This window comes from Azospirillum aestuarii (genome assembly GCF_016632405.1).
GTDB classification, from domain to species: domain Bacteria; phylum Pseudomonadota; class Alphaproteobacteria; order Azospirillales; family Azospirillaceae; genus Azospirillum; species Azospirillum aestuarii.
The window spans coordinates 79,280-100,240 of sequence record NZ_JAEPIV010000009.1; the positions used below are offsets into that span (position 1 = coordinate 79,280).

A 20,961-nucleotide genomic window follows, 5' to 3' on the forward strand; every position below is an offset into this window, starting at 1 on the left:
CCATTGGGTCGTCCCCACCAGCCGCCTCCGCCGAAGCAGGGTTGTCATGCAGGTATTGATCGCCGACGATCACTCCATCGTTCGCAGTGGCCTGACCCATCTGGTCGGGGAGTTGGACGAACAGGCCGGCGTGGCGGCGGCGACCAGCTTCGGCCAGCTGACCCAGCTGCTGGACCAGGGACCCTACGACCTCGTCATCATGGATCTGCGCATGCCCGGCCTCGGCGGTCTGGACGATGTGGAGGCGGTGGTGAAGCGGGTGGCGCCGGTGCCGGTCGTCGTCTTCTCGATGATCGACTCGCCGGACGAGATGCGCGCCGTGCTGTCGCGCGGGGTAAGGGCCTTCATCCCGAAATCCACCGACGACGTTCTGGTCGTGAACATCCTGCGTCTGGTCATGGCCGGCGGGTCCTATGTGCCGCCGGTTCTCGGCATGCCTGGAATGGCCCAGACGCCGGCCGCCGCCAAGCCGCATGAGCCGAGCGTCTTCGACGGCATGACCCGCCGTCAGTTGGAGGTTCTGGATCTGTTGGCCCAAGGTCTGTCGAACCAGGAAATCGGGGAACGGCTGGGCCTGAACCTGTCCACCGTCAAGACCCATGTCACGGGCGTGCTGAAGGCGCTCGGGGTGGGCAGCCGGACCCAGGCGGTGCTGCTGGTCAAGGAATCAGGCCGCGACCGTCTCGTGTAGGCTGCGGACCAAGGGAACCCCCACGGCGAACACCGTTCCGCGCCCTTCGACCGAACGGAGTTCCAGCGGGTGGCCAAGCAGCCGGGCCAGCCGGTCGACGATGGCCAACCCCAGCCCGATCCCCTCGCTGCGGTCGCGGTCGGGCCGGTCGAGCTGGACGAACTCCTCGAAAATGCGGCGACGGTCGGCCTCGGCGATGCCGCGCCCGGTGTCGTAGACCTCGATCCACACGGTGTCGTCGCGGCGTCGGCAGCCGATCAGCACGCCCCCCTGTTCGGTGTAGCGCACCGCGTTGGTCAGAAGGTTGCGCAGGATGCGCTCCAGCAGGAACGGGTCCGTCCGCACGGAAAGGTCCGTCGGCACGACGCGCAGCCGCAGTCCCTTATCTTCGGCGATCCCGGTGAACTCCGCTTCGAGCTGGTCGAACAGAGCGGACAGCGCGACATCGGCGGGCTTCGGCTCGACCACGCCGGATTCCAGCTTTGAGATGTCCAGGATGGCGTTCAGCAGATCGTGCATCGACCGCTGGGCCAGCCGCAAATCCTTCACCAGCGCCAAGGCGCGGGGCTTGTCGAGCTGCCGTTCCAGCATGCCGGTGAACATGCTGATGGCTTGGAGGGGCTGCTTCAGGTCGTGCCCGGCGTGGGCGAGGAATCGCGACTTCGCCAAGTGGGCCTGCTCCGCCGCCACCTTCGCCGTGTGCAGCTCGGCGGTGCGGGCGCGCACCTGGGCTTCCAGCGTGACGTTCGTCTGCTCCAGCGCCTGCGTCATGCGGGTGATGTCCGCGAACTGCTGCTGCACCTGCCGGACCATTGGGCGGAAGATCACCAGAACTTCAGCGCACAGGGTCAGCAGAGTCAGGATCAGGGCGGCGAATCCCAAATTGTGCAGGGTGGCGAAGCCGCGCTCGCCCGCCTCCTGGTAGCGCGCCACCATGTCCTCCAGCCCCGCCAGCAGCGGGCCGAGCGCCTGATGGGTGACGAGGTCAGCCTCGGGCATGGCCGGGGGCAGGCCGGCGGGACCGGCGGCGATCACGGCGCGGAGCGCGGCGATGTGGCGGAGCACCAGATCGTTCAGCGGCTCCAGCCCATCGAAATAAAGGCGGCGCACGTCCTTGCCCATCGCCGGCCCCTCGTCGGCGCCGGTCAGACGCCGGTGGGCATTCTCGAACATGTCGGTCGCCTCGGCCAGGCGGGCGGTAAGCGCGCTCCGCTCGGCATCGCTCCGCGCGCTGCGGAGTTGCTCCACCAGCAGGGCGGTGCGCTGCGACAGCATGCGCTGACGGCCCGAGATGTTCACCACCTCCAGCATGTCGGCGTGCTGGTCGATGACCCGCTCGGTCATGACGAAGCCGGCCAGCGTGCACAGCGCGATCACCCCGAGCGCCAGCCCGTAGCGAAGCGTCATCCAGCGCGCCGTGGTGTTGCCGATGGGGACCATGCCGTCCGTCCTTCCGGTGCGGTGCGGACCTTGACGACGGTCAAGGCCGGGTGGTGCACGAATGGTCAGTGTATCGTCATCGCCGATGCTCGGCATTCGCGAATGCAGCAAGGACGGCACGGCGGAATAGGAAGGGGAGGGCGGCCATCATGGCGGTCAGTCGCGCGGATCTTTTCCGAGGGCGCTTCCGGTCCGAACCGGCGACGCCCCAAACACCATCGACGGCACCGCAAGCGTTGGAGGCGCGCATCGGCGCGGCGTGCCTGTCCTACATCGGGACCGATTGCCGGATGTGCGGCGACCATTGCGACCGCGGCGCGATCCGCTTCCGCCCGCTGGGGCGCGGCCGCTGGCTGCCGATCATCGAGGAGGGGGGCTGCACCGGCTGCGGCGACTGCGTGGGCGTGTGCCCGGTCAAGGCCGTGACCATGGAGGCGGTGGCCGCCTAAGATTGCCGCCGGAATAAGGGAACGCTGCTTCCAAACCCTCTGTTGGTAAGGCGGATTCATCCCCTGTCTGCCAACGGAGAGACACATGTGGTGGCGTAACGTAACGCTGGTCTACGCCGCGGCCTTTACGGCCATCGGCATACTGGGCTTCATTCCGACCTTCCTGAGCCCGCCGCCGGAGGGCATGACCCTCGCGGTCGAATCCTTCCACGGCTATCTGCTCGGGCTGTTCCCGGTGAATCTCTTGCACAACATCGCGCATCTTCTGTTCGGCCTGTGGGGCTTCTTCGCCTACTTCTCCAGCCGTCTGGCCTCGCGCAGCTATCTGCGCAGCGTGGCCGTGGCCTACGCCGCCCTGACCGTCATGGGCCTGATTCCGGGCCTGAACACCCTGTTCGGGCTGATGCCGCTGCACGGCAACGACATCTGGCTGCACGCCGTCCTCGCCATCGTGGCCGGCTATGTCGGCTTCATGGTGCACGAGACGGAGGTCGGCACGGAGAAACGCGCCGAATGGCGGGCGTAACGGCCCGGCGGCCCAGCCGTCAGGCCGGGTCGTCTCCTGCGAAACCGCAGGCGGCGAGCGCCGCGCGCATGTGAGGCGGAACCGGCGCCACCGCGCCGACCGCCTCGCGGGAGGGGTAGAGGGGCAGCGAAATGGCCCGCGACTGCAAATGCAGCGGATGCCCCTCCGGACCACCATATTGCGGATCGCCCAGCAGCGGGCAACCCAGCGCCGTGGCGCAATGCACGCGGATCTGATGCGTGCGCCCAGTGTGAGGCTTCAACTCCAGCCACGTCATGCCGTCACCGCGGCCGAGGACCCGGTAATCGGTGACGGCGCTCTGCCCATCGTCGGCCACGACGATCCGCCAGCCGCCGGTGCGGTTGGTCACCTTCTTCAACGGCAGTTCGATCCGCCCCTGTTCCTCCGGCGGGGTGCCGGCGACAACCGCCCAATAGGTCTTGTCGACCTTACCATCCTGGAACAGCTTGCCCAGCTTGCGCAAGGCCTTCGGATGCCGCCCCAGGATCAGGCAGCCGGAGGTGTCGCGGTCCAACCGGTGGGCGAGGCCCGGCGGCTTCGGAAAGCCGAAGCGCAGGGCGTCGAAGTGGCGTTCCAGGTTCGGACCGCCGCCCGGCCCGGCGTGGACGGGCAGGCCGGCGGGCTTGTCGATGATGAGCATGAGCCCATCGCGGTAGAGCACGCGGGCCTGGATTTGTTCGGGTGTCATGCCGGGGTCAGCCTCAGGCGCGTGAAAGAAGAGATCAGCAAGTCACCCCTGCGCCGACACCACCTCGCCGTGGCGGGTGCAGGATGCCTCCGCCAGCGCCACAAAGGCCTCGGTCACGTCGTCCGGCTGCGCCAGTTTGGTCTGGTCCTCGCCGGGGAAGGCCTGCATGCGCAGCTTGGTCGCCACGATGCCGGGATCGACCAGGTTGACGCGCAGGTTCGACGCGGCGATTTCCATCGCGTAGGTCTTCACCATCATCTCCAGCGCCGCCTTGCTGGCCCCATAGGGGCTCCAGTAGGGGTAGGGCGCGTTCGCGGCGCCCGAGGTCACGAAGATGGCGCGCCCCGCGTCGGACGCGCGCAGCAGGCGGTCGAAGGAGCGGATCAGGCGGAAGTTGGCCGTGACGTTCACGTCCATCACGCGCTGCCACAGCTTCGGATCGTAATGGGCGACCGGACCCAGCGCCTCCAGGACGCCGGCGTTGCTGACCAGGATGTCGAGCTTCCCGAAGCGCTCGTAGATCGAGTGGCCGAGCTGGTCGATCTTGTCGAACTGCCGCAGGTCCAGCGGGACCAGCGTGGCGTTCCGGCCCGTGGCCTGGAAGATCGCGTCGTCGGTCTCCTCCAGACCGCCGACGGTGCGGGCGGCGAGGATGACATGGGCGCCTTCGGCGGCGAAGCGCTTGGCGACGGCGGCGCCGATGCCGCGCGAGGCGCCGGTGATGAGGGCGGTGCGGCCGGAAAGACGGGACATGGCGGCGACTCGACGATGTTCGGTAGCGGGATTGGCAAACGGGCCGGTCCGCTGGGTTGCGGCCGGCCCGTCGCGGCGGTGGTCAGGCGATCAGGCGCGGATGCGGACGTTCGCCTCGACCGGCGGGTGGTCCAGCGCATCGGTCAGCGCGATGGGGTAGTCGCCGGTGAAACAGGCGTCGCAGAAGGTCAGCTTCTGCGGGTCGCGCCGCTCGGCGCCCATGGCCCGGTAGAGGCCGTCCAGCGAGATGAAGGCGAGGCTGTCGGCCTGGATGAAGTCGCGCATCTCCTCCACCGACATGCGGTGTGCGAGCAGCTTGCTCTGCTCCGGCGTGTCGATGCCGTAGAAGCAGGGGTGCGAGGTCGGCGGGCTGGAGATGCGCATGTGCACCTCCTTCGCCCCGGCGGCGCGCACCATCTCGACGATCTTCTTGGAGGTCGTGCCGCGCACGATGCTGTCGTCCACCAGCACCACCCGCTTGCCCTCGATCATGGCGCGGTTGGCGTTGTGCTTCAGCTTCACGCCCAGATGACGGATCTGGTCGGTCGGCTCGATGAAGGTGCGGCCGACATAATGGTTCCGGATGATGCCCAGCTCGAAGGGCACGCCGCTCTGCGTGGCGTAGCCGAGGGCCGCCGGAACGCCGCTGTCGGGCACCGGGACCACCACGTCGGCGTCGATCCCCGATTCGCGGGCCAGCTCGGCGCCGATCCGCTGGCGCGCGTTGTAGACCGAGGAGCCCTCCATCACGCTGTCGGGCCGCGCGAAGTAGATGTATTCGAAGATGCAGAAGCGGCGGCCTTGCGGCTGGAAGGGGCGCAGGCTCTGCACGCCCTGCTCGTTCAGCACGACCATCTCGCCCGGCTCGACATCGCGCACATAGTCGGCGCCGACGATGTCCAGGGCGCAGGTCTCGCTGGTCACGATGTAGGTGTCGCCCAGCTTGCCGAGAACCAGCGGGCGGACGCCCAGCGGGTCGCGCACGCCGATCACCTCGTTCGGGGTCAGCGCCACCAGGGAGAAGGCGCCCTCGACCTGCCGGACCGCCTCGATCAGCCGGTCCACCGGCGAGCCGCCGCGGGCGATGGCCATCAGATGGACGATGGTCTCGGTGTCGGTGGTGGACTGGAACAGGCAACCGCGGCGAACCAGCTGGCGGCGCAGCGTGTGCGCGTTGGTCAGGTTGCCGTTGTGGGCCAGCGCGAAGCCGCCGAACTCGAAGTCGGCGTAGAGCGGCTGGACGTTGCGGATCGTCGTGTCGCCCGTGGTGGCGTAGCGGACGTGGCCGATGGCCTGCGGGCCTTTCAGCTTGCCGATGATCGCTTCCGACGAGAAGTGATCGCCGACGAGGCCCAATGTGTGTTCCAGATGGAAGCGGTCGCCGTCGTGGCTGACGATGCCGCAGGCTTCCTGGCCGCGATGCTGCAGCGCATGCAGGCCGAGCGCGGTGATGGCTCCCGCCTGCGGATGGCTGTGGATGCCGAACACGCCGCACTCCTCGCGCAGCTTGTCGTCGTCGAACGGATGCGTCGTCAGCATCGAAAGATCCTCGTCATACACAGCATCACCAAAGGGCATTGCCCCGGCGGCCTCTTTGCCAGCGGGGCGTTACTCACAGGCACTCTGCACCATGCGGCGTTCAGCGTGCGTTCTGGATCAGTCGCTCAAGGTCGCCGCGGTCCCGGTCCTTATAACCGGTATCGGACGGCGAAGCACCACCGGTCTTCGGCGCGCCGGGAACCGGCGTGGACAGGCGGTCCAGCGCCTGCTTGGCCTCCACCGCCTGCCGCGCGCGCTCCCGCGCCATATCCATCTGGCCCAGCCCGTCCTTGCGCAGCGACTCCGGCATCACCTCGTAGATCATCGCGGCGCCGGACACCAGCATCGGCCTGGTCTTGGCGCTCTGCAGCCACGCCGGATGCTCCGCCGGGTTCGGGACCAGCCAAGCGAAGAAGAGATAGGCGACGGAGGCGAGGATTGCACCCTTCAGCAGGCCGAAGACGAAGCCCAGCGAGCGGTCGAGCGCCGAAAGACCGGAATTCTGCACCCCGCGCGACACGACGCGGCCCAGGATTGTCAAAACCACAAGGCTAACGACGAACAGCGCCACCGCCGACGCGGCGTAGGCGGCCATCTCGACGTGGATGTAGGTCTGCGCGATGGGCAGCACGTGGGGCAGGGCGTTCAGCGTGATCAGCGCCGCACCGACCCAGGCGGCGACCGACAGCACCTCGGCCACCATGCCGCGGGTGAAGGCCAGCAGGGCCGCCAGCAGAAGCACCACGATGACGGCCAGATCCGCCGGGTTGATCGGGAAGGTGTCCATAACGCCGCTACGCCTCGTGCGCTTTCGCTTCAGATGCTCGTGTCAAATCAGACGCTCTAATCCCGGCCACGCGGCGGTCGGGGTCCCGATCCGGCCTGGAACAGCGGCAGCAACTCGCTGAGCTGCTGCAACTCGACCGATTTCAGGCCGTTGTCGCCGCGCCCCGGCTTCTTGCCGTTCCGTCTAGCCGGAAAGATCGCTGTTGAAAACCCCAGCTTCGCGGCTTCCTTCAGCCGGGAGTCGCTCTGGCCCACGGCGCGCACCTCGCCCGACAGGCCGACCTCGCCGAAGACCACGGCGTCGGCGGGCACCGGCTCCCCGGTCAGCGAGGAGACGAGCGCCGCGGCGACCGCGAGGTCGGCCGCCGGTTCGGTGATGCGCAGGCCGCCGGCGACGTTCAGATAGACGTCGTTGGCGCCGATCTGCACGCCGCAGCGCGCCTCCAGCACCGCCAGCACCATGGCGAGCCGTGCCGAATCCCAGCCGACCACCGCGCGCCGCGGCGTGCCGAGCGGGGAAGGGGCAACCAGAGCCTGGACCTCCACCAGCACGGGGCGGGTGCCCTCCATGCCGGCGAAGACCGCGGCCCCCGAGACGTCGCCGCGCCGTTCCGCCAGGAACAGGGCGGAGGGGTTGGCGACCTCACCCAGCCCGGCGTCGGTCATCTCGAACACGCCGATCTCGTCCGTCGCGCCGAAGCGGTTCTTCACCGCGCGCAGGATGCGGAACTGGTGGCCGCGTTCGCCTTCGAAATAGAGAACCGTGTCCACCATGTGCTCCAGCACGCGGGGGCCGGCGATGGTGCCTTCCTTGGTGACGTGGCCGACCAGCAGCAGGACGCAGCCCCGCCGCTTGGCGACGCGGATCAGCTCCTGAGCGCTCGCCCGCACCTGGGCGACGGTGCCGGGGGCGCTGTCCAGATTGTCGACATACATGGTCTGGATCGAGTCGATCACGACCACCTCCGGCCCGTCCGTGCCGTCCAGCGAGGCGACGATGTCGCGCACGCTGGTCGCCGAGGCCAGTTGGACCGGAGCTGCGGCGCAACCCAGGCGGACGGCGCGCAGCCGGACCTGATCCACCGCCTCTTCGCCGGAGACGTAGGCGCAGCGGTGTTCCTGCGACAAGCGGGCCATGGCCTGGAGGAGAAGGGTGGATTTGCCAATGCCGGGGTCGCCGCCGATCAGGATCGCCGATCCGGGGACGAGGCCGCCGCCGCAGACGCGGTCGAACTCCTCGATGCGGGTCATGCGGCGCGGCGGCGCCTCGCTGGAGCCGGCCAACCCGACGAAATCAAGCCGTCGCCCGCGCGCCACGCCCAGTCCCTTGGGGGCGGCTTCCGGGGCGGCTTCCTCGACGAGGGTGTTCCATTCGCCGCAGGCGTCGCAGCGACCCGCCCACTTGGGGAAGGACGCGCCGCAAGCCTGGCAGACGTAGCGGGTGGTTGGCTTTGCCAAGGGTCCAGCGATGGGTTGGGCGATGGAATGGGGTAAGCGCCCCACATATAGCAAGCGGACGTTCTAAATCCTATGGCCGAGGTGATAAAAAGCTGGGGCTTTTCTCGGGCCGATCCGGTGGTAGGTTCTGCCCCGGACCCATGATGAACACGGATACGAGGTGATACGGTGGCGGACAAGGACGCGCGGAAGATCCCGCTGCACGGGCCGGAGGAGTTCGAGGGGATTCGCAAGGCCGGGCGGCTGGCCGCGGCGACGCTCGACCACATCACGCCCCATGTGGTGCCGGGGGTCAGCACGGGCCATCTGAACCGTCTGATCGAAACCTTCATGCGGGACAACGGCGCGATTCCCGCGACCCTCGGCTATCACGGCTATCCGGCGGCGAGCTGCATCTCGCCAAACCATGTGGTGAATCACGGCATTCCATCCGACGACAAGAAACTGGTCGACGGCGACATCGTGAACGTCGACGTGACGGTGATCCTGGACGGCTGGTACGGCGACACCAGCCGCATGTTCTTCGTCGGCGACAAGATCGGGGTGAAGGCGCGCAAGCTGGTCGACATCACGTATCAGGCGATGATGGCGGGCATCGCGCAGGCCAAGCCGGGCAATCATCTGGGCGACATCGGCCACGCCATCCAGACCCTTGCCGAATCCCACCGCTACGGCGTGGTGCGCGACTTCGGCGGGCACGGCATCGGCCGGGTGTTCCACGACGCGCCTCACGTCGACCATTTCGGCAAGCGCGGCACCGGGGTTCTGCTGGTTCCGGGCATGGTCTTCACCATCGAGCCGATGCTCAACGCCGGAAAGGCGGACGTGAAGATCCTGTCGGACGGCTGGACCACCGTTACCCGCGACCGCTCCCTGTCCGCCCAGTTCGAGCATCAGGTCGGCATCACCGAGACGGGCTGCGAGATCTTCACCCTGTCCCCGGCGGGCTTCACCCAGCCGCCCTACGGGACCGTTGCCGGGGCCGTCGCGGCATGAGCGGGGAATTGAAGCCCTGGACGGTCCTGGAGCGCCGGACCCTGCTCGACGCCGGGCCTTTCCTGAAGGTGCATGCCGAGACCGTTGAGACGCCGGCCGGACGGCGGGTGGAGAATTTCTATCAGGTCGAGCAGATGGACTTCGTCCAGATGTTCGTCGAGGACGAGGGCGGACGCGTCCTGATGCTGCGCACCTACAAGCATGGCCCGCGCCGCGTCAGCCAGACCTTTCCCGCCGGCGCACTGAATCCCGGTGAGGAGCCGCTGGGCGCGGCGAAGCGGGAGTTGCTGGAGGAAACCGGCTACGCCGCGGAGGATTGGGCCGCGCTCGGCTCCTACGTGGTGCAGGGCAACCAGCGCGGCTGCGTCTGTCATATGTTCCACGCCCGCAACGCCCGGAAGGTGGCCGAGGCGGACTCCGGAGATCTGGAGGAGATGCGGTTGGAGTTGCTGACCCACGCGGAACTGATCGCCGCGGCGGCAGAGGGCGATTACGCCCTTCTGCCGGTCATCGCCATGCTGGGCGCCGTTCTGCTGCCGGAACTGCGCAATAACCTTGCGCGGTCGGCGGCGCGTCCGGCGCCGTAGCGATCACTTCCCGTCGGTTGGGCCGGCGAAGAAATGGGCGAGCGCATCGGCCCCTTCGAGCGACAGCTGGTTGTCGTTCTTGAGGAGCTGCTCGTGGGCGTTCTTGATGGTCTGCACCGTCTCTTCGTTGGTCAGCAGACCTTTGGCCTGGAGCGTCTCCAGAATCTTGGCGCTCAGCATGAAGCTCGCGAAGGCCAGTCCGTTCGTGGTGATGTCCGCCATGCTCGTCTCTCCGATGGGAAACCGGCCCGTGGTGGCCGGCGTTCTTTCTGGCCGACCCTATCGGGCGACAGGTTAATTTTGCACGAACCCGTGGCGAAGCGCGTCAGAGCGCCCGCACCTGCATCTTGATCGGCCCTTCGCCCCGGCCATGGACGAACTGGTCCACATAGGGGTTTCCGGAGTGGTCGATGTCGTTGGCATGGCCGGTCCAGATGATCCGGCCCTGGTAGATCATCGCGACGCGGTCGGCGATCTTGCGGGCGGAGGCCATGTCGTGCGTGATCGTGACGGCGGTGGCGCCGAGATCCTTCACGCACTTCACGATCAGCTCGTTGATCACGTCGGCCATGATCGGATCGAGGCCGGTCGTCGGTTCGTCGAAGAAGATGATCTCCGGCTCGTCGGCGATGGCTCGGGCGAGGCCGACGCGCTTCTGCATGCCGCCCGACAGCTCCGACGGGAACAGCTCGCCCACCTCCGGACCGAGGCCGACCGCGCCCATCTTGGCGATGGCGATGTCCTTGGCCTTGGCGCGCGGCATGTGCTCGCCCTGGATCAGGCCGAAGGCGACGTTCTCCCAGACCTTCAGGCTGTCGAACAGGGCGGCGCCCTGGAACAGCATGCCGAACTTGTGCAGCAGCTTCTCCCGCTCGCGCGGGCGAAGCCTCGTCGTCTCCTCGCCGTCGACGCGGATGGACCCGCTGTCCGGGGACAGCAGGCCGAGGATGCATTTCAGCATCACCGACTTGCCAGTGCCCGACCCGCCGATGACGACCAGCGATTCGCCGCGCCCGACCTCCAGGTCGATGCCGTTGAGCACGACCTTCTGACCGAAGGCCTTGTGCACGTCCTTCAGCAAAATCTTCGGCGGATGAGCGGGGGGAACCTGGGACATGGAGTCGCTCACTTCGTCGAGAAGAAGATGCCGGTGATGAGGTAGTTCCACACCAGGATCAGGATGGAGGCCGACACCACCGCGTTGGTCGTCGCCGCCCCCACGCCCTGGGCGCCGCCGCGCGAATGGTAGCCGTGGTAGCAGCCCATCAGCGACACCATGAAACCGAACACCGCCGCCTTCACGAGTCCGGAGATGACGTCGACCGGCTCCAGGAATTCCCAGGTCCGTCCGATGTAGGAGGCCGGGTTGAAGTCCAGCCGGTAGACGCCGACGAGGAAGCCGCCGAACACGCCGATGATGTCCGCCACCAGCACCAGCAGCGGCAGCATGGCCAGCCCGGCGATCAGGCGGGGCGCCACCAGATACTTGAAGGGGTTGGTGGACAGGGTCGACAGCGCGTCGATCTGCTCGGTCACGCGCATGGTGCCGATCTCGGCGGCCATGGCGGCGCCGATGCGTCCCGCGACCATCAGGCCGCCCAGCACCGGCCCCAGCTCCCGCGTCACCGACAGGGCGACCACCGTGGCGATGGCGCCCTCCGCCTGGAAGCGGGAAAAGCCTGAATAGCTCTGCAGCGCCAGCACCATGCCGGTGAACAGCGCGGTCAGCCCGACCACCGGCAGCGAGTAGTAGCCGATGTCGATCATCTGGCGCAGGATCTGCCGTGGGTAGAACGGCGGACGCACGCAGTGCGACAAGGCGGCGCCGGTGAACATGGCGAGCTTACCGGTGGCTTCCAGAAAGATCAGGAAGGCCCGTCCGGTGGCGGCAAGGAAACCCATCAAGCGACCTCAGGCGGCGGCGGGTCGCGGTAGACCCTGTGGTAACGCGCGCCCAGCGAGGTCAGGATCTCGTAGCCGATGGTTCCGCCCTCGCTCGCCACGGTGTCCACCGGGCGGTTCGGGCCGATCAGCTCCACCAGCCCGCCGGGCGTCACCGCCGCGTCGGGAAGGTGGCTGACATCCACCGTGACCAGATCCATCGAAACACGCCCAACCACCGGAGCGGCCACGCCGTTGACGAAGACATGACCGCGCCCGCTGAGCGAGCGCAGATATCCGTCGGCATAACCCACTGCGATGGTTGCGATTTTGCCTCTCGCCGCAACGCGGTGCGTGGCACCGTAGCCAACGGTCATAGGGCTGTCAACGTTGCGCACCTGAAGCAGCCGGGCGTCGAGCCGGATGGTGCCCCGCATCGGGTTCGCCGTGGCGGGCGTCGGGTTGACGCCGTAGAGCGCGCAGCCGGGCCGCACGAGGTCGAAATGAAAGGCCGTTCCGTGGAAAATCCCGGACGAATTGGCGAAACTCGCCTTGGCCGCCGGCAGGCGCCCGACCGCCGAGCGGAAGCGACCGAGCTGCTGGCTGTTCATCACCGTGTCTTCGTCGCCGCAGGCGAGGTGGGTCATCCACACCCGGACGTCCACCCCGTCCAGCCGGGAGAGATCGCCGACCAGCGTGTCCAGCTCGTCCGGGCCGAGCCCGAGTCGGTTCATGCCCGTGTCGATGTGGACGACGGCGGGCAGGGCCGTTCCCTGCGCCCTGGCGTGGGCCTGCCACGCGGCGATGTCGCCCAGATGGTTCAGCACCGGCAGGATGCTGTGGGCCGTGAAGTCCGGCGCGGTGCCGGCGGGGAGGCCGCCCAGCGACAGCACGCGGGCGTCCGGCGGCGCCACGGCGCGGACCGCCAGGGCCTCCTCGAACTGGGCGACGACGAAGGTCCGGCAGCCGGCGGCGGCGAGCGCCGGAACGACGCGCTGCACTCCCAGGCCATAGGCGTTCGCCTTGACCACGGCGGCGCACTCGGCGGGCGCCACCCGGTCGCGGAGCTGCGTCCAGTTGGCGACCACCGCACCGAGGTCGATGGTCAGAACGGCGCCGGCGCGGGCCAGCGGATCACTCAGTGGGGCCGAAGTCATGGGTCGTGTCGAGGTCGCCGAATCTGGTGAACTGGCCGTCGAAGAACATGCGGACGCTGCCGATCGGGCCGTGGCGCTGCTTGGCGATGATCGCCTCCGCGGTGTTGTGGACCTCGGCGGCGCGCCTCTGCCAGTTGGCGTAGCGGTCGTTGTACTTGTCTTCGGACTCTTCCGGCCGGCGGGCCGGCTCGGCGCGCTCAAGATAGTACTGTTCGCGGTAAACGAACATCACAACGTCGGCGTCCTGCTCGATGGAGCCCGATTCGCGCAGGTCGGCGAGCTGCGGCCGCTTGTCCTCGCGCATTTCCACGGCGCGGCTGAGCTGCGACAGCGCCAGCACCGGCACCTCCAGCTCCTTGGCGATGGCCTTCAGGCCGCGGGTGATCTCCGAAATTTCCTGCACACGGTTCTCGTTGCCCTTGGTGGAGCCGCCGCGCAGCAGCTGGAGATAGTCCACCACCACCATGCCCAGCCCGTGCGTGCGCTTCAACCGGCGGCAGCGGGTGCGCACCGCGGCGATGGTCAGGGCCGGCGTGTCGTCCACGAAGAAGGGAACGCGGCTGAGTTCCTGGCTGGCCGCCACGAACTTGGGGAAGTCGCTGTCCTTGATCTCGCCGCGGCGGATCTTGTCGCCCGACACCTCGGCCTCGCCGGCCAGGATACGGGTGGCGAGCTGCTCCGCCGACATTTCCAGCGAGAAGAAGCCGACCGGCGCGCCTTCACCCCCGTTGGTGCGCATGTGCGCCTTGGCGGCGTTGAAGGCGATGTTGGTGGCGAGCGCCGTCTTGCCCATGGAGGGGCGCCCGGCGAGGATGACGAGGTCCGACGGGTGCAGCCCGCCCAGCTTGCGGTCGAGGTCGCGCAGGCCGGTGGTGACTCCGGTGACATGGCTGGACCGATGGAAGGCCGTCTGCGCCGTGGCGATGGCCGCCTTCAGCGACTCGGAGAAGGCGACGAAGCCGCCGCGCACGTCGCCGGTCGAGGCGAGGTCGAACAGCTGCTTTTCCGCCGTCTCGATCTGGTCCATGGCGCCGATGTCGAGGTCGTGCTGGTACGCCTCGTTCACCATGTCCGTGCCGACCTCGATCAACTGCCGGCGCAGGAACAGGTCGTGGATCGTCTTGCCGTAGTCGCCCGCGTTGACCACCGTCACGACGTTGGCCGCGAGCTGCGCCAGATAGCCGGAGCCGCCGTCCAGAACCAGCTCCGGATCGTTGTCGAAATAAGCTTTCAGCGTCACCGGGTTGGCGATCTGGCCGCGCTCCACCATCTTCGCGATGGCCGAGAAGATGCGTTGGTGCGCCGGGTCGTAGAAATGCTCGGCGCGCAGGAACTCGCCGACCTTCTCGTACGCCTTGTTGTTCACCAGGATGGCGCCGAGCAGCGCCTGTTCCGCCTCCTCGTTGTGCGGCGGCGTGCGGTATTCCGCCGTCGGCTTCGCGGCACCGGCACGGGACAGCCCGCCGTCGAGGGGGCGCGGCTCGAAAAGCTGGGTGGTCTTGTCATCCATGGCGGCACTTTAGCAAAGGGCGGGACGCAAAGCTGTGCGATCGGGGTAAGGATACCCACATTCCTGTGAGTAACTTTCATCCACAGCCGGTGAAAGTTGGGGGTAACAGAGAATTCCTTAGACTTAACAAGGCATTGCCCTTTGGCAAACTCTGTGGGTCGATGTGGCGCGGGCACGCCGGGTCAAATGTTGTCGGCGCCGATGGTCCGGCCGGTTCGCAAGGGCGGCGGCACGGCGTCGGCCAAGGCCGTTTCGGTGCGATGCATGTAATCGCGGACGAGTGGAACGGCGCCCGGCGAGCGGGCCAACTGCATCTGAAAAACCATGTGCCCCTGGTAGCGGAAGCTGATCTCCGCCCCCGCCAGATAGAACTCCCACATCCGGCAGAAGCGTTCGTCGTACATCGCGCGCGCCCCCTCCCGCCGCGCCGCGAAGCGTTCCCGCCAGTGGCGCAGCGTTTCGGCGTAATGGAGGCGCAGGATCTCGACGTCGGTGTTCCAAAGCCCGGCCTTCTCCACCACCGGGATCACCTCCGACAGGGCGGGCGAATAGCCGCCGGGGAAGATGTATTTGCGGAACCACGGGTTGGTGGAACCCGGCCCCTCCGAGCGGCCGATGGAGTGCAGCACCGCCACCCCGTCCTCGGCCAGCAGATCGCGCAGTTTGGCGAAGAAGGCCGGATAATGGGGAACACCGACATGCTCGAACATGCCGACCGAGACGATGCGGTCGAAGCGCCCCTGCATCTGGCGGTAGTCGCGCTGTTCGAAGCGAACCTGTCCGGCCAGCCCGGCATGGGCCGCCCGCTCCCGCGCCACGGCGAGTTGCTCGGCGGACAGGGTGATTCCCGTGACCTGGGCGCCGGTCATGCGGGCGAGATAGAGCGCCATGCCACCCCAGCCGCAGCCGATGTCCAGCACCCGCATGCCGGGCCGAAGCAGCAGCTTCGCCGCGATGTGCCGCTTCTTGGCCTCCTGCGCCTCGTCCAGCCCGATGCCGGGCGCGGTGAAATAGGCGCAGGAGTATTGCAGGTCGCGGTCGAGAAACAGCTCGAAGAAGGCCCGCGACAGGTCGTAATGATGGGCGACGTTGCGTCGTGACCGGCGCAGCGGATTGTTCTGCTGGACCAGCCGCAGAGCGGGGGAGAGGGCCTCCCGGAGATTGCCGAGAGCGCCCTGCACATTCTCCGGCCCGGCGCACAGCAGCGCCAGGAAATCGTAGACGGAGCCGCCCTCAATGGACAGACGGCCGTCCATGTAGGCTTCCCCGAATCGAAGCCGCGGATTCACCACGAGGTCGCGGTGCAACGCCCTGTCGTGCAGGCGCAACGTGAGGGACGGGGTGCCGACCCCCACCCGGTGCCTCCGCCCATCGGCGCCGACGATATCCAAGGCGCCGGCGGTCAAGGCCGGGCTGAGTAGGCGGGCAAGCAGCATCGCGCGTCTCCGCATCCGTCGACCACGTCTCGGTCTGGTTCCTTCGCCGCGAGCGAATCACCGGCAATGAGAGTCGGGGGTCGGAGCCGAGGGAGGCAACCCGCCGGACGGGGCAGGGGGCGGCGCATCCGGACGGGGAGGGGCCGGTTTGGGAAAAGGTTCAAAACGCGGAAAAGCCGCCTCGCCTTTTCAGGGGCGGGCGGCTTCCGGACGAGCGGACTGGTCTCGTTGAGCGGGCGGTCAGCCCTCCTCGGAAACCTCGGCCTCGGCGGCCTCGGGGGCCTCCTCGATCTCGTCCTCGTCGTCGCGCAGGTCGGCCGCGGTGACCATGCCGCCGCGGGAACGCTGCAGTTCAGCCTCTTCCTGCGAGCGGGCGACGTTCACCGTGACGGAGACGCTCACCTCGGGGTGCAGGACGACACGCAGCTTGAACAGGCCCAGCGTCTTGATCGGGGTCTCGATCGACACCTGCTTGCGGTCGACCTTGTAGCCGGCGGCATCAAGAGCGTCCGCGACGTCGCGCGGGGTCACCGAACCGTACAGCACGCCGGTTTCGCCGGCCTGACGGATCACGACGACCGACACGTCGTTCATCTTGGTGGCCACCTGCTCGGCGTCCTTGCGGCGCTCCAGGTTCACAGCCTCAAGATGGATCTTCTGCTTTTCGAAGAACGCCAGGTTCGCCTTGGTGGCGCGCATGGCCTTCTTCTGCGGCAGCAGATAGTTGCGGGCGAAGCCGGGACGCACCTTCACGACCTGGCCCATCTGGCCGAGTTTCTCGACCCGCTCCAGCAGAATAACTTCCATCACTCGTCCTCCTGATCGGGGCCGGCGGGCCGGAGACGGCGACGCAGCCCAATCCATTGCTCGATCATGCCAAGACCGACCATCAGCACGATCGGCCAACCGAAAAGAAACAGGAACATGTAGAACCCGACGAGGATCGGCAGCTTGGCCGATCGGCTTCGGGCGAACACATGCACCACCGAAAGCCCGGCAAAGGCGAATGGCAAAGCCAGGACCAGCGCGGCGTTGACCGCGAGGAACCCGACCGGGTCCGGCGCCAGCGAGGCCGCCAGCATGGCCGCCAGGAACGCAGTGGCGAGCCACCGCGGCAGTTCCAGGTCGTCCAGCCGCATAGCGGGGCGCTTGTTGCGGCCGAACCGCATCAGGACACCCTGCGCCAGGGCTCCGTTGACGATCGTCATGACGAGCCATGAGATCACCGCGAAGCCCGGCAACACCTCGGCCATCCAGATGTCCTGCGGGTCCGGGGCCGGCTGGCCCTGCGCGGAGAACATCTGGTCGGCCATGCGGCCCAGCGTTTCCCGCACCGCGCCCTCCAGCCCGCCGGGCTGGTCGAGCGTCAGAACCGCGGCGCCCAGAAGGCCCGCCAGTCCCATTCCGGTCAGCGCCATCAGGAGCCGACCCGGAGGATACCATTCCACACTCCCGTCGGGAGCCGCCCGCGCCAGCAGCGCCTGCCGCACCACCAGGATGACCGGGACAGCCGCAGTCACCAGATAGGCGAGAGACACCAGGACGCTGGACGACACCGCCAGGACCGCCACCGTCCCCGCCGCCCCGGCGAGAAGGGAGGCGGTGGAGCCGAGCCACAGTCCCGCGAGGAACAGCGGCAGCGGCGCCAGATAGCCCAGGATCAGCGCCCCGAATCCGCCGAACAGAACGGCAAGATAGAGGAACGCGCTGACCACGCCGACACCGATGGCAGCCGCCAGAGGGGCGGCCAGGGGCGAGGCCATGGGATTGCCTTTGCCTGTTGTCCGCTTCGGGTCCTTACTTCACCACGTAGGGAAGCAGGGCCAGGAAGCGGGCGCGCTTGATGGCGCGGGCGAGTTCGCGCTGCTTCTTCGCGGAAACCGCGGTGATGCGGCTCGGCACGATCTTGCCACGCTCGGAGATGAAGCGGGACAGGAGCTTGACGTCCTTGTAGTCGATCGCCGGAGCGTTCGCGCCCGAGAACGGGCAGGTCTTGCGACGGCGGAAGAACGGACGGCGGGGACCGCCACCGGAGCGGGCCGGAGCGCCCGAGGTCTGCTTGTCGGACATTTAGGCGTTCTCCCCTTCGGCAACGGTGGGCTCCTGGCGGCGCGGCGGGCGCGGGCCACGATCCTCGAAGCGGCGCGGGCCGCGGTCGCCGCGATCACCGCGGTCGCCACGCTCGCCGCGGCTCTGCATCATCACCGACGGGTTGGCGTCCAGCGCATCGACGCGGACGGTCATGAAGCGCAGCACGTCCTCGTTGATGCCCATGTTGCGCTCCATCTCGAGGACGGCGGCGGCGGGGGCGTCAAGGTTGAACAGGGTGTAGTGACCCTTGCGGTTCTTCTTGATCTTGTAGGTGAGCGTCTTCAGACCCCAGTATTCGGTCTTGGCGACCTGGCCGCCGTTGTCGCGAATGATCTGGGCGAACTGCTCGCCGAGCTGCTCGGCCTGGGCGGCCGAGATGTCCTGGCGCGCGATCAGCACGCACTCGTAAAGAGCCATCGTACTCCCCATGGCTGTTCATGGTCCGGCGCTGCCCCCGTCCCCTATGGATGGGATCAGCCGCCCGGGCCTAGCCGACGGCACGCGGGCCACCGGCAAGGAGTTATGAAGCGGCGCAGTATGCACAAAAGCCCTACCGCGACAAGCGGAAACATGGGGCAGCCGGCGATTCCGTCGTCGTCGCCTTCGAAGTCCCTTGAGATGGCCCTTTTCTCCATTCGCCTTTGCATCGCAGCAATGAAAAAACGTCGGAAAAGCAACAGAAAGGCACCAATTCCAGCCCTTCAACGTTGAGCATCGCTTGACTTGCCCGAAAGGCCGGGTATGACTGTCGCCGAATTCAACGGCGGCGCCGCGGGTGGCGCGCCTTTTTACTAGGGTTCCCAGACAGCATGACCAGGGCGTTCGTCTTTCCGGGCCAGGGCAGCCAAGCCGTCGGCATGGGCCGTGAGCTGGCCGAGGCGTTCGAGGTCGCGCGGCTCACCTTTGAAGAGGTGGACGACGCGCTGAACCAGCGCCTTTCGCGCCTGATGTTCGAAGGCCCCGAGGCCGACCTGACGCTGACCGAGAACGCCCAGCCGGCCCTGATGGCCGTCAGCGTCGCCGTTCTGCGGGTGCTGAAGGACCAGGGCGGACTCGACCTGACCAAGCATGCGGCCTTCGTCGCCGGTCACTCCCTCGGCGAGTACTCGGCCCTGTGCGCCGCCGGTGCCTTCACCCTGGCCGACACCGCGCGCCTGCTGAAGCTGCGCGGTCAGGCCATGCAGAAGGCCGTGCCGGTCGGGCAGGGCGCCATGGCCGCCCTGCTGGGCGCCGAACTGGAGCAGGCCCAGGCCATCGCCGCCGACGCCGCCAAGACCCCCGCGGGGCAAAACGAGGTCTGCACCGTCGCCAACGACAACTCGTCGGGTCAGGTGGTGATCTCCGGTCATGCCGAGGCTATCGAGCGCGCCATCGTGATCGCGGCGGAGCGTGGGCTGAAGCGCACCGTGCGCCTGCCGGTCAGCGCGCCGTTCCATTGCCCGTTGATGCAGCCCGCCGCCGACGCCATGGCCGAGGCCCTGGCCAATGTGACGATTGGCGCGCCGGCGGTTCCGGTGGTCGCCAACGTGACGGCCTCCGCCGTGTCGGACCCCAACGAGATCCGTCGCCTTCTGATCGAGCAGGTGACCGGCATGGTTCGCTGGCGCGAGAGCGTGCTCTATATGAAGGAGCAGGGCGTCGACACGCTGGTCGAACTCGGCTCCGGCAAGGTGTTGTCGGGTCTCGCCAAGCGCATCGACAAGGAATTGGCCGGAACCTCCGTTCAGGGCCCGGCCGACGTCGAATCGTTCCTGAAGACCCTGTGAGGCATTCCATGTTCGACCTGACCGGAAAGAAGGCGCTGGTCACCGGCGCCTCGGGTGGCATCGGGGCGCAGATCGCCCGCGCGCTGCACGCGCAGGGCGCCACCGTCGCCCTGTCCGGCACCCGCGTCGCCCCGCTGGAGGCGCTCGCCGCCGAACTGGGCGAGCGCGCCCTGGTGGTGCCCGGCAATCTCGCCGACGCCGCCGGGACCGAGCAGCTCGCCAAGGACGCGGAGGCCGCTCTCGGCCAGATCGACATACTGGTGAACAACGCCGGCCTGACCCGCGACCAGCTGGCCATGCGCATGAAGGACGACGACTGGCAGTCGGTGCTGGACGTCAACCTGACCGCCGCCTTCCGTCTGTCGCGCGCCGTGTTGCGCGGCATGATGAAGCGCCGCTGGGGCCGCATCATCGGCATCACCTCGATCGTCGGCGTCACCGGCAACCCCGGTCAGGCCAACTACGCTGCCTCCAAGGCCGGTATGATCGGCATGTCGAAGTCGCTGGCTGCGGAGGTCGCGTCGCGCGGCATCACCGTGAACTGCGTCGCGCCGGGTTTCATCACCACGGCGATGACCGACGCCCTGAATTCCGAGCAGAAGGACAAGCTGCTCACCGCCATTCCTTCCGGCCGCATGGGCGAGCCGGGGGAAATCGCCGCCGGAGTCGTGTACCTGGCGAGCGATGAGGCCGCCTATGTCACCGGCCAGACGCTGCACATCAACGGCGGCATGGCCATGATCTGAGGCGGATTCGCTGCCTGAACCACAGGTTCGGACCGGCTCCCGCGGGCGCTGGTCAAGGCTGTAAAAATGTGTTATCGGACGGGGCTTTTTGTGGCAGGAAGGCACGCAGCCGCGTGTTGAGCCGGCCGAATTCGCCCGAGCGGTCTCAAGGATTGGAAGGTCTAAAAAAATGAGCGATGTCGCCGAGCGCGTTAAGAAGATCGTTGTGGACCACCTCGGGGTCGAGGAGTCGAAGGTGACGGAGAACGCCTCCTTCATCGACGATCTCGGCGCCGACAGCCTCGACACGGTCGAGCTGGTTATGGCTTTCGAGGAAGAGTTCGGCTGCGAGATTCCGGACGACGCCGCCGAGAAGATTCTGACGGTGAAGGACGCCATCGACTTCATCAAGGCGAACGCCGCCGCCTGATCAGGCGCTGGCGCAAGAGGGCCAGGCAGCT

At 67.6% G+C, this 20,961-nt stretch carries 24 protein-coding genes; 8 read left to right on the forward strand and 16 right to left on the reverse strand.

Annotated features, from left to right (window positions below; all coding sequences use genetic code 11):
* The first annotated feature begins 46 nt into the window (after positions 1–46).
* Positions 47–691: a response regulator transcription factor gene (locus JJL56_RS17185; RefSeq protein ID WP_145626589.1), complete on the forward strand. Its 645-nt coding sequence runs from the start codon at positions 47–49 to the stop codon at positions 689–691.
* Here the strand turns inward: JJL56_RS17185 and JJL56_RS17190 are convergent.
* Positions 668–2,131, reverse strand: coding sequence for an ATP-binding protein (locus JJL56_RS17190; RefSeq protein WP_145626590.1), 1,464 nt, complete (start codon positions 2,129–2,131; stop codon positions 668–670). The two genes, JJL56_RS17185 and JJL56_RS17190, sit on opposite strands and share 24 nt — an antisense overlap.
* A 149-nt stretch (positions 2,132–2,280) precedes the next feature.
* Between JJL56_RS17190 and JJL56_RS17195 the strand changes: the two genes are divergently transcribed.
* Positions 2,281–2,580 carry a 4Fe-4S dicluster domain-containing protein gene (locus JJL56_RS17195; RefSeq protein WP_145626591.1) on the forward strand — a complete coding sequence of 100 codons (300 nt, stop codon included), beginning with the start codon at positions 2,281–2,283 and terminating at the stop codon, positions 2,578–2,580.
* An 85-nt stretch (positions 2,581–2,665) separates the two neighbouring features.
* Positions 2,666–3,106, forward strand: coding sequence for a DUF4383 domain-containing protein (locus JJL56_RS17200; RefSeq protein ID WP_145626592.1), 441 nt, complete (start codon positions 2,666–2,668; stop codon positions 3,104–3,106).
* A gap of 19 nt (positions 3,107–3,125) precedes the next feature.
* Here JJL56_RS17200 and JJL56_RS17205 read toward each other — a convergent pair whose 3' ends face one another.
* The 5 genes from JJL56_RS17205 to radA all read right to left on the reverse strand — a co-directional run bounded on the left by JJL56_RS17205 (position 3,126) and on the right by radA (position 8,351).
* Complete coding sequence (locus JJL56_RS17205; protein ID WP_145626593.1) at positions 3,126–3,815, reverse strand: RluA family pseudouridine synthase; 690 nt, start codon at positions 3,813–3,815, stop codon at positions 3,126–3,128.
* 42 nt (positions 3,816–3,857) lie between these two features.
* Positions 3,858–4,568, reverse strand: coding sequence for an SDR family NAD(P)-dependent oxidoreductase (locus tag JJL56_RS17210; protein WP_145626594.1), 711 nt, complete (start codon positions 4,566–4,568; stop codon positions 3,858–3,860).
* 90 nt (positions 4,569–4,658) lie between these two features.
* Positions 4,659–6,107: an amidophosphoribosyltransferase gene (gene purF, locus JJL56_RS17215; RefSeq protein ID WP_145626595.1), complete on the reverse strand. Its 1,449-nt coding sequence runs from the start codon at positions 6,105–6,107 to the stop codon at positions 4,659–4,661.
* 100 nt (positions 6,108–6,207) lie between these two features.
* A complete protein-coding gene (locus JJL56_RS17220; protein WP_145626596.1) occupies positions 6,208–6,894 on the reverse strand; it encodes a CvpA family protein in 687 nt (228 codons plus the stop codon).
* Positions 6,895–6,950: 56 nt separating this feature from the next.
* Positions 6,951–8,351 carry a DNA repair protein RadA gene (gene radA, locus JJL56_RS17225; RefSeq protein WP_145626597.1) on the reverse strand — a complete coding sequence of 467 codons (1,401 nt, stop codon included), beginning with the start codon at positions 8,349–8,351 and terminating at the stop codon, positions 6,951–6,953.
* A gap of 168 nt (positions 8,352–8,519) precedes the next feature.
* Between radA and map the strand changes: the two genes are divergently transcribed.
* A complete protein-coding gene (gene map / locus JJL56_RS17230) occupies positions 8,520–9,347 on the forward strand; it encodes a type I methionyl aminopeptidase (protein WP_200485741.1) in 828 nt (275 codons plus the stop codon).
* On the forward strand, positions 9,344–9,934 hold the full coding sequence (locus tag JJL56_RS17235; RefSeq protein WP_200485742.1) for an NUDIX hydrolase: 591 nt from the start codon (positions 9,344–9,346) through the stop codon (positions 9,932–9,934). Before map ends, JJL56_RS17235 begins: the two co-directional genes overlap by 4 nt.
* Before the next feature lie 3 nt (positions 9,935–9,937).
* On the opposite strand, the gene JJL56_RS17240 is transcribed toward JJL56_RS17235, so the two are convergent.
* From JJL56_RS17240 to rpsF, 10 genes are all read right to left on the reverse strand, one after another.
* The gene (locus tag JJL56_RS17240) at positions 9,938–10,156 is read right to left on the reverse strand and encodes a hypothetical protein (protein WP_145626600.1); all 219 of its coding nucleotides are present in this window, start codon (positions 10,154–10,156) and stop codon (positions 9,938–9,940) included.
* 103 nt (positions 10,157–10,259) lie between these two features.
* On the reverse strand, positions 10,260–11,051 hold the full coding sequence (locus JJL56_RS17245; protein WP_145626601.1) for an ABC transporter ATP-binding protein: 792 nt from the start codon (positions 11,049–11,051) through the stop codon (positions 10,260–10,262).
* A gap of 8 nt (positions 11,052–11,059) precedes the next feature.
* Positions 11,060–11,836, reverse strand: a complete 777-nt coding sequence (locus JJL56_RS17250) for an MlaE family ABC transporter permease (protein WP_014240372.1) — start codon at positions 11,834–11,836, stop codon at positions 11,060–11,062.
* Positions 11,836–12,972 (reverse strand): alanine racemase, encoded by a 1,137-nt coding sequence (alr, locus tag JJL56_RS17255; protein ID WP_200485743.1) that lies wholly within the window; start codon positions 12,970–12,972, stop codon positions 11,836–11,838. The genes JJL56_RS17250 and alr overlap by 1 nt, the downstream gene beginning before the upstream one ends.
* The gene (locus JJL56_RS17260; protein ID WP_145626603.1) at positions 12,950–14,482 is read right to left on the reverse strand and encodes a replicative DNA helicase; all 1,533 of its coding nucleotides are present in this window, start codon (positions 14,480–14,482) and stop codon (positions 12,950–12,952) included. Before JJL56_RS17260 ends, alr begins: the two co-directional genes overlap by 23 nt.
* A gap of 182 nt (positions 14,483–14,664) precedes the next feature.
* Complete coding sequence (locus JJL56_RS17265) at positions 14,665–15,918, reverse strand: SAM-dependent methyltransferase (RefSeq protein ID WP_145626604.1); 1,254 nt, start codon at positions 15,916–15,918, stop codon at positions 14,665–14,667.
* 240 nt (positions 15,919–16,158) lie between these two features.
* Positions 16,159–16,725 (reverse strand): 50S ribosomal protein L9, encoded by a 567-nt coding sequence (rplI, locus tag JJL56_RS17270; protein WP_145626605.1) that lies wholly within the window; start codon positions 16,723–16,725, stop codon positions 16,159–16,161.
* On the reverse strand, positions 16,725–17,681 hold the full coding sequence (locus tag JJL56_RS17275; RefSeq protein ID WP_145626606.1) for a DUF2232 domain-containing protein: 957 nt from the start codon (positions 17,679–17,681) through the stop codon (positions 16,725–16,727). The genes rplI and JJL56_RS17275 overlap by 1 nt, the downstream gene beginning before the upstream one ends.
* Before the next feature lie 34 nt (positions 17,682–17,715).
* Positions 17,716–17,988 (reverse strand): 30S ribosomal protein S18, encoded by a 273-nt coding sequence (gene rpsR, locus JJL56_RS17280; RefSeq protein WP_145626607.1) that lies wholly within the window; start codon positions 17,986–17,988, stop codon positions 17,716–17,718.
* A complete protein-coding gene (gene rpsF / locus JJL56_RS17285) occupies positions 17,989–18,426 on the reverse strand; it encodes a 30S ribosomal protein S6 (protein WP_014240380.1) in 438 nt (145 codons plus the stop codon).
* A 392-nt stretch (positions 18,427–18,818) separates the two neighbouring features.
* Between rpsF and fabD the strand changes: the two genes are divergently transcribed.
* The 3 genes from fabD to JJL56_RS17300 all read left to right on the forward strand — a co-directional run bounded on the left by fabD (position 18,819) and on the right by JJL56_RS17300 (position 20,930).
* Positions 18,819–19,775: an ACP S-malonyltransferase gene (gene fabD, locus JJL56_RS17290; RefSeq protein ID WP_200485744.1), complete on the forward strand. Its 957-nt coding sequence runs from the start codon at positions 18,819–18,821 to the stop codon at positions 19,773–19,775.
* An 8-nt stretch (positions 19,776–19,783) separates the two neighbouring features.
* Positions 19,784–20,521 carry a 3-oxoacyl-[acyl-carrier-protein] reductase gene (gene fabG / locus JJL56_RS17295; protein ID WP_014240382.1) on the forward strand — a complete coding sequence of 246 codons (738 nt, stop codon included), beginning with the start codon at positions 19,784–19,786 and terminating at the stop codon, positions 20,519–20,521.
* A gap of 169 nt (positions 20,522–20,690) precedes the next feature.
* Positions 20,691–20,930, forward strand: a complete 240-nt coding sequence (locus tag JJL56_RS17300; protein ID WP_014240383.1) for an acyl carrier protein — start codon at positions 20,691–20,693, stop codon at positions 20,928–20,930.
* The last annotated feature ends 31 nt before the right edge of the window (positions 20,931–20,961 follow it).